This window comes from Brevibacillus sp. HB1.1, assembly GCF_013332445.1.
Classification (GTDB): Bacteria; Bacillota; Bacilli; order Brevibacillales; family Brevibacillaceae; genus Brevibacillus; species Brevibacillus porteri.
In genome coordinates this window covers 102,920-116,142 of record NZ_JABMIV010000005.1, presented here as the reverse complement: position 1 = coordinate 116,142, position 13,223 = coordinate 102,920, and the positions used below count along the sequence as shown (strand labels likewise).

Below are 13,223 nucleotides of genomic sequence, written 5' to 3'. Positions count from 1 at the left end.
CTGAAACAACAAAGGCTAGAAAATACCTTTCGCTTTCAAAATAGACAAGGTGATTTCTGCTGCTGCAGATCCATTCGCGTCATCTTCGCTTTGTATATTTGTAGCAAAGAAGTAGGTGCCTTCCTCGTTCTCTACATATCCAACAAACCAACCGTTCACATCTTTTTGATTGACGGCGCCCGTACCTGTTTTCCCGGAAAGAATCGAACCCGCCTTTTCCGATAACCGGATGGAATCTTTCACCGTCTGGATATTGTTTTCTTGAAAACCAAACTGGTTCGTATAGAACGCTTTTAATATTTGTACCTGCTCCACCGGAGAAATCTTCAAGGAAGATTCTATCCAATATTCGCCGATTCCACCAGATGTATTGTAATTTCCGTAGTTCAATTGTTCCAGAAAAGCTTGCAATGTATCCGGAGAAATGCTCTTATCCAACTCTTTAAAGTACCAGTTCGTGGAGTATCGCATCGCGGTAAATAGATCTTGATCGTGATTCCACTGCTCATACGGATAACGGATTCCATCCCATTTTAACAGGGAGCTTTCCCTCGAAATCACATCGGTCTCCAATCCAAACAAGGTGAGAAAAATCTTGTAGGTGGAGTTCGGTGAAATTCGTTGTGTACTTCCTGCCTTGTTGTAAATCCGATACTGGTCGGCTTTCCAATCATATAAGACAAAACTACCTTCATAACCACGGAAATAGTTGTCTAAATCCTCGTAAATCGTTCGATCATCTTGAAAATGATAGCGACTGCGATCGTCTGCTAAAGCGGAACCAACAAGAACCTGACTGGCAACCAAGATGACCATCATGGAAAAAATGACTGTACTTTTCAACTGTAACAGCATTGATTCGGCCTTGTGGGATGCGATTTTCTCGATGCGCTTTTTCACTGCTTTCTTGGAACCGTTTAACTGATTGGCCAAAACGACATTTCCGGCTCGACTTTCTTTATCCAAAAACTTAATGATGGTATGACCATATTCCGGATAATTTCGCTTGTCTAAAAAGTTCAATACAGCTACATCACAAGCAATTTCACGGTCTACTCTCATTTCCCGAAAAGCCAGCCAGACCAATGGATGGAACCAATACAAAAGCTGATACACGACAGTCACGTAGTTCATGACGATATCATTGTTTTTTTTGTGCATGAGCTCATGCAAAAAGATATACTTCATTTCATTGATCGACAGCCATTCATCAAAATGACTGGGAAGAACAACATACGTCGTAAAAACGCCAAACGTCATCGGAGATTTGACGTGCTTGGATTCTGCTAACACGATATTCCGCGTTATTTTTACATCCTTCTTGCATTGTTCAAACAACTCGATGATTTCTTGATTGGTGATCACAGATGCTGTCCGCTTGATCTGCTGGATTTTTAACCAGGCTGATAACGTGATAGCAGCACAAATGATCATGCCGACTACCCATATGCCGACGAGAATCGTAGGAAAGGAGTCGGGTGTATAGCGATTTACGGACAACGTTAAATCCTGTACCCAATTCGCATTTTCAAACACAGGAGCTTTCGCAGCGAGCATCGAGCTGCCAGCTTCATTGCGCTGATTCATCCCTGAAACAAAAACATTTCCAAAATCAAAAAAGTAATTCGGAATAAAAACTGGCGTCAAAGCGACCAGCAAGAGAAACCACAAATTGTACTGCCATCTAGCCGACATCTGTGAGCGAAATACTTTTCGAATCAAGAAAATAAGTGCGATCGTACAGGAAGAAACGATCAAGCTAATCACCACATGATTGACGAACATGCTACCTGTCTCCCTCCCTTCTTACATAGGGCAATCTAGATAAAAATAGAATCCGTATCAATTTTCCAGAGCAACAGGAACGCTCTTCAACCTGACAGGATTCTTCACGTCAATTAGCACAATTAGCTTCATTATGTCAAAAACGAGATCACGATACAAGCTATCGTCGATTGGAAGAAAAAAGAAAACACCTTCTTCCAAATGGTAAGAAGGTGTTTCGAACCTGCTTTAGTTTGTTTTCAAAACATCGTGATCGACATAACGCTCGCCATTCAGTTCGCTGATGACATTGATTGCAACCTTGGCGCCATCACCAGATGTAATAATCGTATGTACGCTTACTCCCGCGCACGTACCTGCTGCCCATATTCCTTCGATGTTCGTCTTCCCTTGTGCATCGACATCGACAACGGTTTTAATCCGTGGCTCTGTACCTTCTTTGGTTTTTACCCCAATCGCTTCTGCCAAAGTCACGAGTGCTCCCGTTGCAAGAATCACATGCTTAGCCTCGAAGCTGCCTTTTTCCGCTGTCTCTACGAGTAAGCCTTGCTCTGTTTTGGTAATGTTGCTTACTTGGTCGGCTACCAGCTCCGCACCGAATTTCGCTGCTTGCTTTTTACCGATCTCAATGAGGTCTGGGCCTGAGATTTCCATGATGCCGTAGTGATTTTCCATCCACGCGCGCTTGGTCATGCTTTTGTCATTATCAATCAGTAACGTCTTCTTACCTGCTTTTGCAGCAAACAACGCTGCACTTCCTCCTGCCGGGCCTGCTCCAATAATTACGATATCAAACAAAGAAATCTCTCCCTTCCAAAATAACTTTCACAACATAATTATATACTAAGTATGATAAAGGTAGCAATATCTTTTAACTAGTTTATCCAGTGATTTTTAGCTTCGAACAAATTATTAAAAAAACAATTGATATAACCATAAACTTATATTTTCTTATTAATTGGTAAATATTTGAAATAGGAGGATTAAAATGATCGATTTTATTAAAAAAGGAAAAAAGTTGTTTTTAACCTCTCTTGCCTCCATGATGCTATTCAGCACTGTTCTGACATCTAGTTTTGCTGCAGAGACTGATGCATTATCCAAATCATCCGTGAATGAAATGCTTCAATACGAATTTTCAAGTGAAGTCATGTCAGTAGACATAGATGATCTTGAAAAATCACTTACCGATACTTTCGACAACCTGGACCTTGTTCTAAAAGGTATGAAATCCGATAGGAATCTTCAAGAAGCATTTTTAGAAAATACTTCACTTGAAGATGATGTGAAAAGAGATTTGGAGGAGTATTTTTCCGCTAATCACGATGATGAAAAAGAGCTGAACAGTTTAATACGTGATGTAAAAGACCAAATAGCTGAAAATCATTCGGTATTGCCCGAAATAACAGAAGTCCTGCTGTTGCAAAGTAACTCAAGCATTAAAAGCGAAGATAAAGTTCAAGCTACTATATTACCTATTCTCCTAAGACTGGCTCTTAAAGAAGCCGTTAAGAAAAAAATGGGGAAGAAAATAAAAAGAATGGCCTATGACGAATTTGAAGAAAGAATAGAGCCTGAGATATGGGCAGAAGTTGATGCGTTGCACGAACAATATAATGGAGATATTGATTATGACGGCCCAGAAGATAAAAATGAGTTAAATGGCATTAACCAAGGAGAAAAGGTTTTCAATATTATTCACAAGAGGACAAATAAACACTTATTGAGATTTCATATGAAAAGAGTGGACAAAGGTAGAAGCATTGACTTCCATTGGCATAAAAAGGATGATAATTTCGAGTGGCATCATGGCCAAACTAAAATTACGAAAAGTAATCAATTCCCAGAACATTGGGGAGAGGATTAATGGACAGGAAATCGTGTTAACACGATTTTCTCTTCTTCATGAAGGAGTGAGTGACAATCGATCTGCAAATAGGCTTCGTGATTGGAAAAAAATTAAATATCGAAAAAATTGAAGAGATTTTATACACCTATGAAAACAAACAAGCTGCATCTTGTAAGGTCGTATTAGACTATATGGAGATGGACCCAGATATTTTTTTAAGTCGTCCCTTTTCTTCCACAGAACAGGTACTCGTTAAAGATCCCGATCTCCTGGAAGCTGAACTCTCCCAGTCATATGATTTTGTATGGGTTGAAGTACTAGGCGGTATTGAGAGACATGGGCATCCTTCCGTTACTATCTCTGATATAGAATATGAAGGTAAGCTCATCCATGCGATAGACAATAGAGTGCTAATCTTTTTACGTGATATCATTATTGACAATCACGGAAGAGAACTACTTAGGAAGATCTGCCATGTCCCCAAACCATTACAATGGCTCGTCCTACCAAAAAAGGACGGCAAAACCCCACCCCCAGACTATATTCTTGACGAGATGGAGAAATGGGTGCGCAAGTTGATTGCATATGAGGTAGATTAATAAATAGGGAAAGGGCTATCTCAAACGTCATGCAAACTAACGTTGAGATAGCCCTCTTCTTTCACAATCTCGCGTAAATCCAGATTAAAATTACAAGAAAAAATCAATTTCTAGAACATTGGGGAGAAGATTAATGGATAGATAATTGAGGTACTTCGATTTTCTCTTCTTCAATAAGGAGTGAATGATAATCGAACTGCGAATCGGCTTTGTGATTGGCAAAAAAATTGATTGCAACAAAGTCCGGGATATTTTATACACCCATGAAAACAAACAAGATGCATCTTGTAAGGTAGTATTAGACTTTATGGAAATGGACCCAGAGATTTTCTTAGATCGTTCCTTCTCTTCCACATGTCCAGTCCCTATTAAAGATCCCGATCTCCTTGAAGCTGAACTTTCCCAGTTGTATGATTTTGTATGGGTTGAAGTATTAGGCAGTATTGAGCGGCATGGCCACCCTTGCGTTACGATCTCCGATACAAAATATGAAGGAAAGCTAATCCATACGTTAAACAAAAGAATGTTCATCTTTTTACGAGACATCATCAGTGACGATCAAGGAATACAACTTCTTGAGAAAATCTGCCATGTCCCAAAACCATTACAATGGCTCGTCCTACCAAAAAAGGACGGCAAAACTCCACCCCCCGACTATATTCTTGATGAGATGGAGCAATGGGTTCGCAAGTTGATTGCATATGAGGTAGATAATAAATAGGGAAAGGGCTATCTCAAACGTCTTGTAAACGGACAATGAGATAGCCCTCTCCTTTTACGAAGGTCGTGTAATCCAGAAGCGGCGAATGACCAATCCATCCTCGTCTGTACATTCCGACTCAAAGACGCCCCCGTTCTTCCGAATCGTTTTTTCCGATCCAACATTATCATAATCACAAATCACCAATACTTCGTTTATCCCCAGCTCGTTCGTGATGTTTAGGGCTTGCGCTAAAATTTCCGTCGCATATCCTTTGCGTCTCTCGGAAGGCCGGATTCCGTATCCGATATGCCCGCTGTATTTTCGTAAACGCTCGTTGAGACGATGTCGAATATTCACCGCCCCAACTATGCGTCGCTCCTCATTCACGAGCCAATACGTCGAATGAGGAACATAGCCATCCTGAAGATTTTCCTCGTTGCTTTCACTCTCCAGAAATTCCAGATACGCAGGAAAATCATAAGGATCCCGATCCACCACCCACGGTACGATAGGCTCTCCACTTTCTTTCCACTCTTCGTAAAAGGAAATATACTCTGCTTGAAGTTCTGCACAAGGCTTCGTTACATACAGTTGCCCAGCCATCGTCTCACTCCCCTTGCACATTTTGGCGTAAAATTCTTTCTATTATATCTCCAAGAAGAGAGGTTTACTAGCCAAACAATCTTTTACTTCTTGAATCACTTCCACTGGTTGACTAAATGCCGCGTAGGAAGAAGCGCATTTCCAGTCCAAGCGCCTCTGGAGCCCAACTCAGCTTCGGTAAAAATGGCGGGGAATTTCAGCTTCATTTATGGAATCCTTCATCGAAACTACAACGTTTGAAGCGCTCCCGCTATTTTTTCCGAAGCGGACAGTCAATCCCCCTTGCGGGGCGTAGGCCGAAGCGTAGACTGGAAATGCGCTTCTTCCCTTCACTACCGCTACTATCAAAAAAACAAAAAAAACGCGGCACAAGCAACGAATCGCTTGTGCCACGCTCTTAACTGATTAATATTTGTTAAACAACATGATCCAGAGGGAACCTGCAACGATTGTAAATACAATCACAAGTCCAAGAATCAATGTCTGCACGTTGTAGCGCGGTTTTTCTCCTTCGCGGATGTGCATGAAGAAGACCAACTGAATTACGAACTGCAAGACCGCCATTACCAAGATCGCGATTATGGTCGCCGTTTTACTCAAAATCGAGTTCATGACCAGCACGAGTGGGATAATGGTGAGCACGATCGACAGGATAAAACCGATTACGTACTCTTTCATCGATCCGTGACTATGATGTCCGCCATGGTTTTGATGTTGTGCCACCTTACATCACCCCCATCAAGTAGACGACTGTGAAGAGGAAGATCCACACAACGTCAAGGAAGTGCCAGTACAAGCTAAAGTTGGTAATTTTGCGGCGAGTAACCGCAGAGATTCCACGACGCTTCAGCTGCATAATCAACGCAGTCATCCAGAACAGACCAAGCGTTACGTGCAATCCGTGCGTACCAACCAGTGTGTAGAAAGCGGACCAGTAGCCGCTAGTCGCCATGGTTGCGCCTTCGCTCATCAAGTGCATAAACTCAGTGACTTCCAACACTACGAAAGACAGTCCCAAAAGACCAGTTACAGCCAGCCAAGCAATCAGCTGCTTAACATTGCCTTTGTTCATCGCCAGAACAGCGAGACCGCTGGTAAAGCTACTTGTCAACAAGATAAAGGTTGAGGCAATAACACCTGGCAGCTGGAACAATTCCTGTCCAGTTGGTCCGCCAGCAAAGCTATTCATCATTACCGCATATGTTGCAAACAATGTACCGAACAGCACGCAGTCTGTTACAACGAAAATCCAAAAACCAAGAACCTTTAATTGTTCATGCTCTTCATGATGGTCGTGGTCGTGGCCGTGACCATGGTCATGATGCTGCGCCATCGTTACACCACCCTCCCCAGTGAAGCCTCAGTGCGACGCACTTCCTCCACCGGTACGTAATAATCCGTGTCGTATTGGAAGGAGCGTGCCCACATGCATGCGAATACTCCAATGAATCCAATGACGGCCATCCAAACCCAACCAAACGTGAAACCAAAACCTACCAAGAACCAGAAGTTCGCCATGATAAACGGAATTCCAGAGTTCTTCGGCATATGAATCGGCTCAAGTTTCGCCGGTTGTTCTTTATAGGTGCCATTTGCTTTTGCTTCTTTTGTTGCCCACCAGTCATCCATTTCTTTCACTTGTGGTACAACAGCAAAGTTGTAGAACGGTGCAGGTGACGGAATCGACCACTCCAGCGTACGACCATTCCATGGATCGCCTGTCGTGTCGCGCTCACCATTCTTGATGCTGTAAGCGATTTGCCATACTTGGAAGATGAAACCGATACCCATCATGAATGCCCCAACAGTGGATACGAGGTTCATATCTGCCCAGCCGCGGTCCCAACCGTACGTGTAGTAACGGCGAGTCATACCCATGAAACCGAGCGCGTATTGCGGCATAAAGCACACGTAGAAACCAATATTCCAGAACCAGAAGCCCCATTTGCCCAGCTTCTCGTCGAGCTTGAAGCCGAACAGTTTTGGCCACCAGTAGTAAATACCAGCCAAGTAACCGAATACTACCCCACCGATCAACACTTGGTGGAAGTGGGCAACCAAGAAGTAACTGTTGTGATACTGATAGTCTGCTGGAGCTACTGCTAGCATTACCCCTGTCGCTCCACCAATAACGAAGCACGGGATAAAGGCAATGGTCCACAGCATTGGTTGTTTAAAGGATATCCGACCACGGTACATTGTAAACAGCCAGTTAAAGACCTTAACCCCGGTCGGGATACCAACAACCATCGTTGATATCGCAAAGAAGGCGATAACACTTGCGCTCGTACCCATTGTGAAGAAGTGGTGAGCCCATGTAAAGAACGATACAACGGCAATGATCATCATCGCCCAAACCATTGATTTGTAGCCGAAAATCTTTTTGCGTGAGAACGTAGCCACGATTTCAGAGAAGATACCGAAAGCTGGTACTACTACGATATATACCTCAGGGTGACCCCACATCCAGATGAGGTTGAGGTACATCATCGGATTACCGCCGCCGTCCATCGTGAAGAAGTGAGCACCTGCAAAACGGTCAAGGAACAACAGTGCAAGTGTTACAGTCAAGATTGGGAAAGCGAAGATAATCATAATGCAGCTGGACAATACGGACCAGCTAAACAATGGCATTTTGGAAAGCTTCATGCCAGGTGCACGCATTTTGAGAATCGTTACGATAAAGTTAATCCCTGTCGCCAAACTACCGATACCGGAGATTTGAATCCCCCATATATAGAAGTTCTGACCTGGCCCAGGGCTGAATTCATTTTGTGACAATGGCGGGTAAGACAACCAACCAGCGTCCGGGGAGCCCCCGATTACGAACGAAATGTTGAACAGCATCGCACCGAGCATAAACAGCCAGAAGCTGAGTGCGTTCAAGAACGGATACGCTACATCTCGAGCACCGAGCTGAAGCGGTACTACCATGTTGAACAAGGCAAACATCATCGGCATCGCCATGAACAAAATCATGATCGTACCGTGAGTCGTAAAGATGGCATTATAGTGATCCGAGTTCAGGAACTCTACGTTCGGGAATGCCAGTTGCAAACGCATCAGCAGGGCGTCAACCCCACCGCGGAACAGCATCAGAAGCGATGCGATCAAATACATAATACCAATACGCTTATGGTCAACTGTCGTCAACCATTCACGCCATAGCCAACCCCATTTTTTATACTTAGTCAGAACGAATACGATCGCAACCATGGATAGTACAATCGATACGTCCGCACCGTAAATCAGCGGGTCACCTGTTACAAAGAACGTGGATGCAAAATCCTTAATGTTCTCCCACACGTGGTATTCCTCCTCCCTCTCGCCTAGTGGTTCATACTGGAATGATTCATTCCAGGCATGTTGTGCGATTCAGTCTTTTGCTGCGTATTTTGCGAAGTCTCATTAGAAGACTTGTCACCTGCAGGCGCAGGAAGTTTCTCCATCACATAGTCCATATCGTGACCATGGCCATATTTCGCAACGATCTCTTCAAACATACCTTCTGGGAATGCAGAATACGTAAACTTATCTGTCACGCCAGGCTTGCGAAGTTCTTCATAATCTGCCTTCGTCATAGCTGGAGTCGTACCTTTTACTTCTTTAACCCACTTATCGAACTCTTCTTTCGGTTTTGCCACTACATTAAACTGCATTTTGGCGAAGCCTTCACCAGAGAAGTTGGAGCTAAATCCAGCGAATGTACCTGGTTCATCTGCTTGCAGATACAGCTCGGTAGCCATTCCCGCCATCGCATAAATCTGTCCACCCAATTCTGGAACCCAGAAAGAGTTCATCGGTGCATCAGCAGATACCTGGAAGCGAATCGGTACGCCTGCTGGAATCTCCAGATGGTTAACAGTTGCGATATTTTGTTCTGGATACGTAAACATCCATTTCCAGTCCAAAGCCGTAACCTGAATGGTCATAGGGGCAACTTCTTTATTCGGGTTCTCTTTTAACAAATAAATATCACGGACAGTAAAGTAACCCAGCAATGCAACGATAACGATAGGAATAATCCACCAAATTACCTCTAGGGTTGTACTGTGTGCCCACTCCGGCTTATAACTTGCTTTATTGCCCGGTGTATCCCGATAGCGGTATACAATGAAAGCGGTAAGCACAATAACCGGAACGATAATGACAGCGACCAATATCGTGGAAATAATAATGAGATTGTACTGCGTTTCTGCTACAGGTCCTTTTGGATTCAAGACGAGGTATTCGCTACCACAGCCTGTCAGCAGAACGGTGCCCAACACTGCCAAGATCCAAAACTGGATATGCCTCAGCATTTTTCCTCCGCTCATTCTCCTAATCCCTCCTAGTCACAAACAACAAGCATGTAATACTTTGAGAGCGCAGTTCTTTTCAGGTGACTTCGCCTCACATATGTCGATAGTGCAGTCACTCTCTATGGAGAGGTCTCGAACGAGGCTTTGGAAAACCTTCTTTTTTAACGTGCATTCACACTTTTCGAGAGTTCCTCACAATAGAGGTTTTTTAACACAAGTGAACTTCACTATTTGCCGCATATACATACTATCAGAGTCAGCGAGCTTTTGTACTCGTTTTTAACGACGTTCAATATTTCGTAGCTTTTCTGTTACAAAGTGTTCACATTGCAGTCACGAGTTGATCATATTCTTGTTAGGATTCTCCTCTAATGAAGTCCAGCACCCATTTTTGGTCATCTCGCCCAATTGTGAATGTCAAGTTTTCTTTTCACTTTTAATAAAAAAATCAAAAAAACGCCAGCTCATTTGGCTGACGGCAAAATTCCATATAAATAAAAAAACCTCTCATTTATAAATGAAGAAAATGAGAGGTTCTCAACGGGACTATTTTTATCTTGTTAGGCGTCCGTTCTTTTTAGTGTCATTAAGCGAAACACCGTGCTCATAATGAAGATATTCATGCCAGCGATCAAAAATCCGATCGACACCATCAACGGCAAGTTCTGCGATCTGAAATCGCTTGCAGTGAAAGCCATAATAGCAGCACCAACAAATAGTACTGTCCAAGCCATCCATCTTAATACATCTGCTGCTTTTCGATCGTTATTCATAACACAAAACCCCTATCATCATAGATTTTTTGCGTGACCGTTTTTGTTTGATGCTCTTATTGTAACACAATATTCACTTGTTGTTCATATTTTGTTCATTTTTTTATAAAAAAATTGTCAAAACTTTTTTCATAAACCTATTGGCTATCGTGTTGTTACAAATTTACTTTGTGTCACAAATGTGAAAGCGTTATTGTTATAATGAATGGAGTAAACGGTTTCATACATTCCTAACATCTTGAACTGTCATCGAAGGTGGTTTGCCCATGGTTCATACACCCAAAAAAGCCCGCATCAGCCTCTTAACCCAAATGGTTCTGCTCATTTCCATCGTTGTCCTGATCAGTATGGGGATAGGAACTGCCTTATTTTCCTTCATATTAGATGACATTTTGGATCGTTATATTGGACAGCAAGCCATGACGGTCGCCAAGCTATCTGCCATGGACGAACGCATTATTGCAGCTTTTGAAACGGATGACCCTTCCAAGACAATTCAACCGATAGCCGAAACCATTCGGATGGAAACGGGCGCCAGCTATGTCGTGATTGGAAACAAGGATGGTATTCGGTACTCTCACTACGACCCAAAGCAGATTGGATTACCGATGGGAACCAGCAATGACCCCGTATTCTTAGAAAATCGCTCGGTCATTTATCGGGGGACAGGCATTTCAGGTCCAGCCATCAAAGCAAAAACACCGATCGTCAATAAGAAAGGCGAAACAATCGGCGTCTCCTCTGTCGGCTATGTGATGAGTGATGTAGAGAAAAAGGTCGCAGAATACAAGGAAAGGGTCGTTTCCTTATCCCTGGTGCTGCTGGTTATCGGAATTATTGGCGCGATTATCATTGCCCGACGAGTCAAGCGATTGATCTTTGGTCTGGAGCCAGAAGAAATCTCATTTTTGTTTACGGAAAAAGCAGCTATTCTTGAATCGATTCGCGATGCTACGGTAGCAGTCGATATGCAAGGGCGTGTCGTCTCGATGAACAAACGCGCACGTTCCCTCCTCCAAGAAGATTTGACCGTAGGCAAATCGATCGCTAGCCCGCAATTGCGCGACATCATTCATTCTGTCAATCGAAATACACAAGAAATGAACTACAAAATTTTGCTGGGGCATGAAATTTTTATAACCGACTACTCTCCTATTTTGAGCAATAATGAAATCAGAGGCGTGGTCTTCACATTTCGTCCAGAGTCTGAAATCGAGCAACTCACCGAAGAAATTACGAAAATCAGTTCCTTTTCGGACAATATGCGTGCACAAAATCACGAATATTTAAATCGTTTGAACACCATTTACGGTCTCCTCAAGCTAAAGGAGTACGACAAAGCAATCGAACTCATCACCGATGAAGTAAAGGAACGGCAGGATATTCTCGCCTTCATTACGAGTTCAGTCAAAGAGCCCTTCATCGCAGCTTGTCTGCTAGGGAAAATCAATCGCTCCAAAGAGCTGAAGGTATTACTCGAAATTGATCAGGACAGCTATTTGGGAAATGTACCTGACAGCTTGGATACAAAGGTATTGGTCACTATTCTCGGCAATTTGATCGACAACGCGATGGAAGCTGCCCTCGAATACAAAGGCTCTGACGCAATGGTCCACGTATCCTTTACTGATTTAGGTGGCGATATCATTTTTGACATCGAAGACAATGGACATGGGGTATCAAAAGAATTGGAGCCCCGCATCTTTGAAAGCGGTGTCACTACGAAATCAGGTGAAAATCGAGGACTCGGTTTGGCTATTGTGAAAAACGCCATCGAGGTGTTAGAGGGGCAAATTTCACTCGGAAAAAGTGATCTTGGCGGAGCGCGTTTCACCGTCGTCGTCCCCAAGAAATGGGACGAAGTAAGTAGAGAGGAGGCAATCCACCATGTCTGAGAAACCCATTACCGTCATGATCGTGGAAGATGACGAAATTGCAGCTAGAATCTATGAACAATTCACAAGTAAACTGGAAGGATTCCAGATTATTGCCACGGCCACGACTGGAAAACAGGCATTGGAGATGCTTCACGTCGTTACGCCGGATGTTCTGCTCTTGGATATTTATTTACCAGATATGAACGGGATTGACCTGTTGCGTGAAGTACGGAATCATTTTCGCGGGATCGATGTCGTCATGATCACAGCCGCAAACGATGTGGAAACCGTGAGAGAAGCGATACGTGGCGGGGCATACAGCTACATCATCAAGCCGATTATGATCGATAAATTCATGTCTACCTTGGAGCAATATGCCAATACGCGACGTCAGCTGCAGCAGCATACAACCATTGATCAAACAGCAGTGGACAAGCTGTTTACAAAAGCCGCACACACTCCTGCTACCAAAACCGTTGAGACTGTCACTACACTCCCGAAAGGCATCGACAAGCTGACGTTAAAGCTGATCCGGGACAAGATGCAGGAGACCACTCAAAGCATGAATGCCGATGATTTGGCTGCACTTGCTGGCATGAGCCATTCGACGGTGCGCAGATACCTCGAATTTCTCGTCTCTATTAATGAGGTGACTGTCGAGACGTTCTATGGAACCGTCGGGCGTCCGGAACGAAAATACCGCTGGGTACCGCAAAAAACGGCCAAATAATGC

13 protein-coding genes are annotated in these 13,223 nt (G+C 43.5%); 5 read left to right on the top strand and 8 right to left on the bottom strand.

The window, feature by feature from the left end:
• Positions 1-15: 15 nt before the first annotated feature.
• A complete protein-coding gene (locus HPY27_RS15265; RefSeq protein ID WP_174225365.1) occupies positions 16-1,785 on the bottom strand; it encodes a BlaR1 family beta-lactam sensor/signal transducer in 1,770 nt (589 codons plus the stop codon).
• A gap of 228 nt (positions 1,786-2,013) precedes the next feature.
• Complete coding sequence (locus HPY27_RS15260) at positions 2,014-2,583, bottom strand: FAD-dependent oxidoreductase (RefSeq protein ID WP_007722324.1); 570 nt, start codon at positions 2,581-2,583, stop codon at positions 2,014-2,016.
• 190 nt (positions 2,584-2,773) lie between these two features.
• On the opposite strand from HPY27_RS15260, the gene HPY27_RS15255 reads away from it, so the two are divergent.
• The 3 genes from HPY27_RS15255 to HPY27_RS15245 all read left to right on the top strand — a co-directional run bounded on the left by HPY27_RS15255 (position 2,774) and on the right by HPY27_RS15245 (position 4,954).
• On the top strand, positions 2,774-3,652 hold the full coding sequence (locus HPY27_RS15255; RefSeq protein WP_174225364.1) for a YpjP family protein: 879 nt from the start codon (positions 2,774-2,776) through the stop codon (positions 3,650-3,652).
• 50 nt (positions 3,653-3,702) lie between these two features.
• Entirely contained in the window at positions 3,703-4,233 is a 531-nt protein-coding gene (locus HPY27_RS15250; protein WP_173623195.1) for a hypothetical protein, read from the top strand.
• A gap of 184 nt (positions 4,234-4,417) precedes the next feature.
• Positions 4,418-4,954 (top strand): hypothetical protein, encoded by a 537-nt coding sequence (locus HPY27_RS15245; protein ID WP_174225363.1) that lies wholly within the window; start codon positions 4,418-4,420, stop codon positions 4,952-4,954.
• A gap of 54 nt (positions 4,955-5,008) precedes the next feature.
• On the opposite strand, the gene HPY27_RS15240 is transcribed toward HPY27_RS15245, so the two are convergent.
• From HPY27_RS15240 to HPY27_RS15215, 6 genes are all read right to left on the bottom strand, one after another.
• Positions 5,009-5,539 carry a GNAT family N-acetyltransferase gene (locus HPY27_RS15240; protein ID WP_017247439.1) on the bottom strand — a complete coding sequence of 177 codons (531 nt, stop codon included), beginning with the start codon at positions 5,537-5,539 and terminating at the stop codon, positions 5,009-5,011.
• Positions 5,540-5,944: 405 nt separating this feature from the next.
• On the bottom strand, positions 5,945-6,262 hold the full coding sequence (gene cyoD, locus HPY27_RS15235; RefSeq protein WP_100169655.1) for a cytochrome o ubiquinol oxidase subunit IV: 318 nt from the start codon (positions 6,260-6,262) through the stop codon (positions 5,945-5,947).
• Between the two features lies 1 nt (position 6,263).
• The gene (gene cyoC, locus HPY27_RS15230; protein ID WP_069846385.1) at positions 6,264-6,872 is read right to left on the bottom strand and encodes a cytochrome o ubiquinol oxidase subunit III; all 609 of its coding nucleotides are present in this window, start codon (positions 6,870-6,872) and stop codon (positions 6,264-6,266) included.
• A 2-nt stretch (positions 6,873-6,874) separates the two neighbouring features.
• On the bottom strand, positions 6,875-8,845 hold the full coding sequence (locus HPY27_RS15225; RefSeq protein ID WP_017247321.1) for a cbb3-type cytochrome c oxidase subunit I: 1,971 nt from the start codon (positions 8,843-8,845) through the stop codon (positions 6,875-6,877).
• Between the two features lie 23 nt (positions 8,846-8,868).
• Positions 8,869-9,855, bottom strand: a complete 987-nt coding sequence (gene qoxA, locus HPY27_RS15220) for a cytochrome aa3 quinol oxidase subunit II (RefSeq protein ID WP_017247320.1) — start codon at positions 9,853-9,855, stop codon at positions 8,869-8,871.
• Positions 9,856-10,400: 545 nt separating this feature from the next.
• Positions 10,401-10,613 carry a hypothetical protein gene (locus HPY27_RS15215; protein WP_069846390.1) on the bottom strand — a complete coding sequence of 71 codons (213 nt, stop codon included), beginning with the start codon at positions 10,611-10,613 and terminating at the stop codon, positions 10,401-10,403.
• 266 nt (positions 10,614-10,879) lie between these two features.
• Between HPY27_RS15215 and HPY27_RS15210 the strand changes: the two genes are divergently transcribed.
• Together HPY27_RS15210 and HPY27_RS15205 are read left to right on the top strand one after the other, a co-directional pair.
• Positions 10,880-12,508 carry an ATP-binding protein gene (locus HPY27_RS15210; protein WP_254612911.1) on the top strand — a complete coding sequence of 543 codons (1,629 nt, stop codon included), beginning with the start codon at positions 10,880-10,882 and terminating at the stop codon, positions 12,506-12,508.
• The gene (locus tag HPY27_RS15205; protein WP_174225361.1) at positions 12,501-13,220 is read left to right on the top strand and encodes a response regulator; all 720 of its coding nucleotides are present in this window, start codon (positions 12,501-12,503) and stop codon (positions 13,218-13,220) included. Before HPY27_RS15210 ends, HPY27_RS15205 begins: the two co-directional genes overlap by 8 nt.
• Positions 13,221-13,223: the final 3 nt, after the last annotated feature.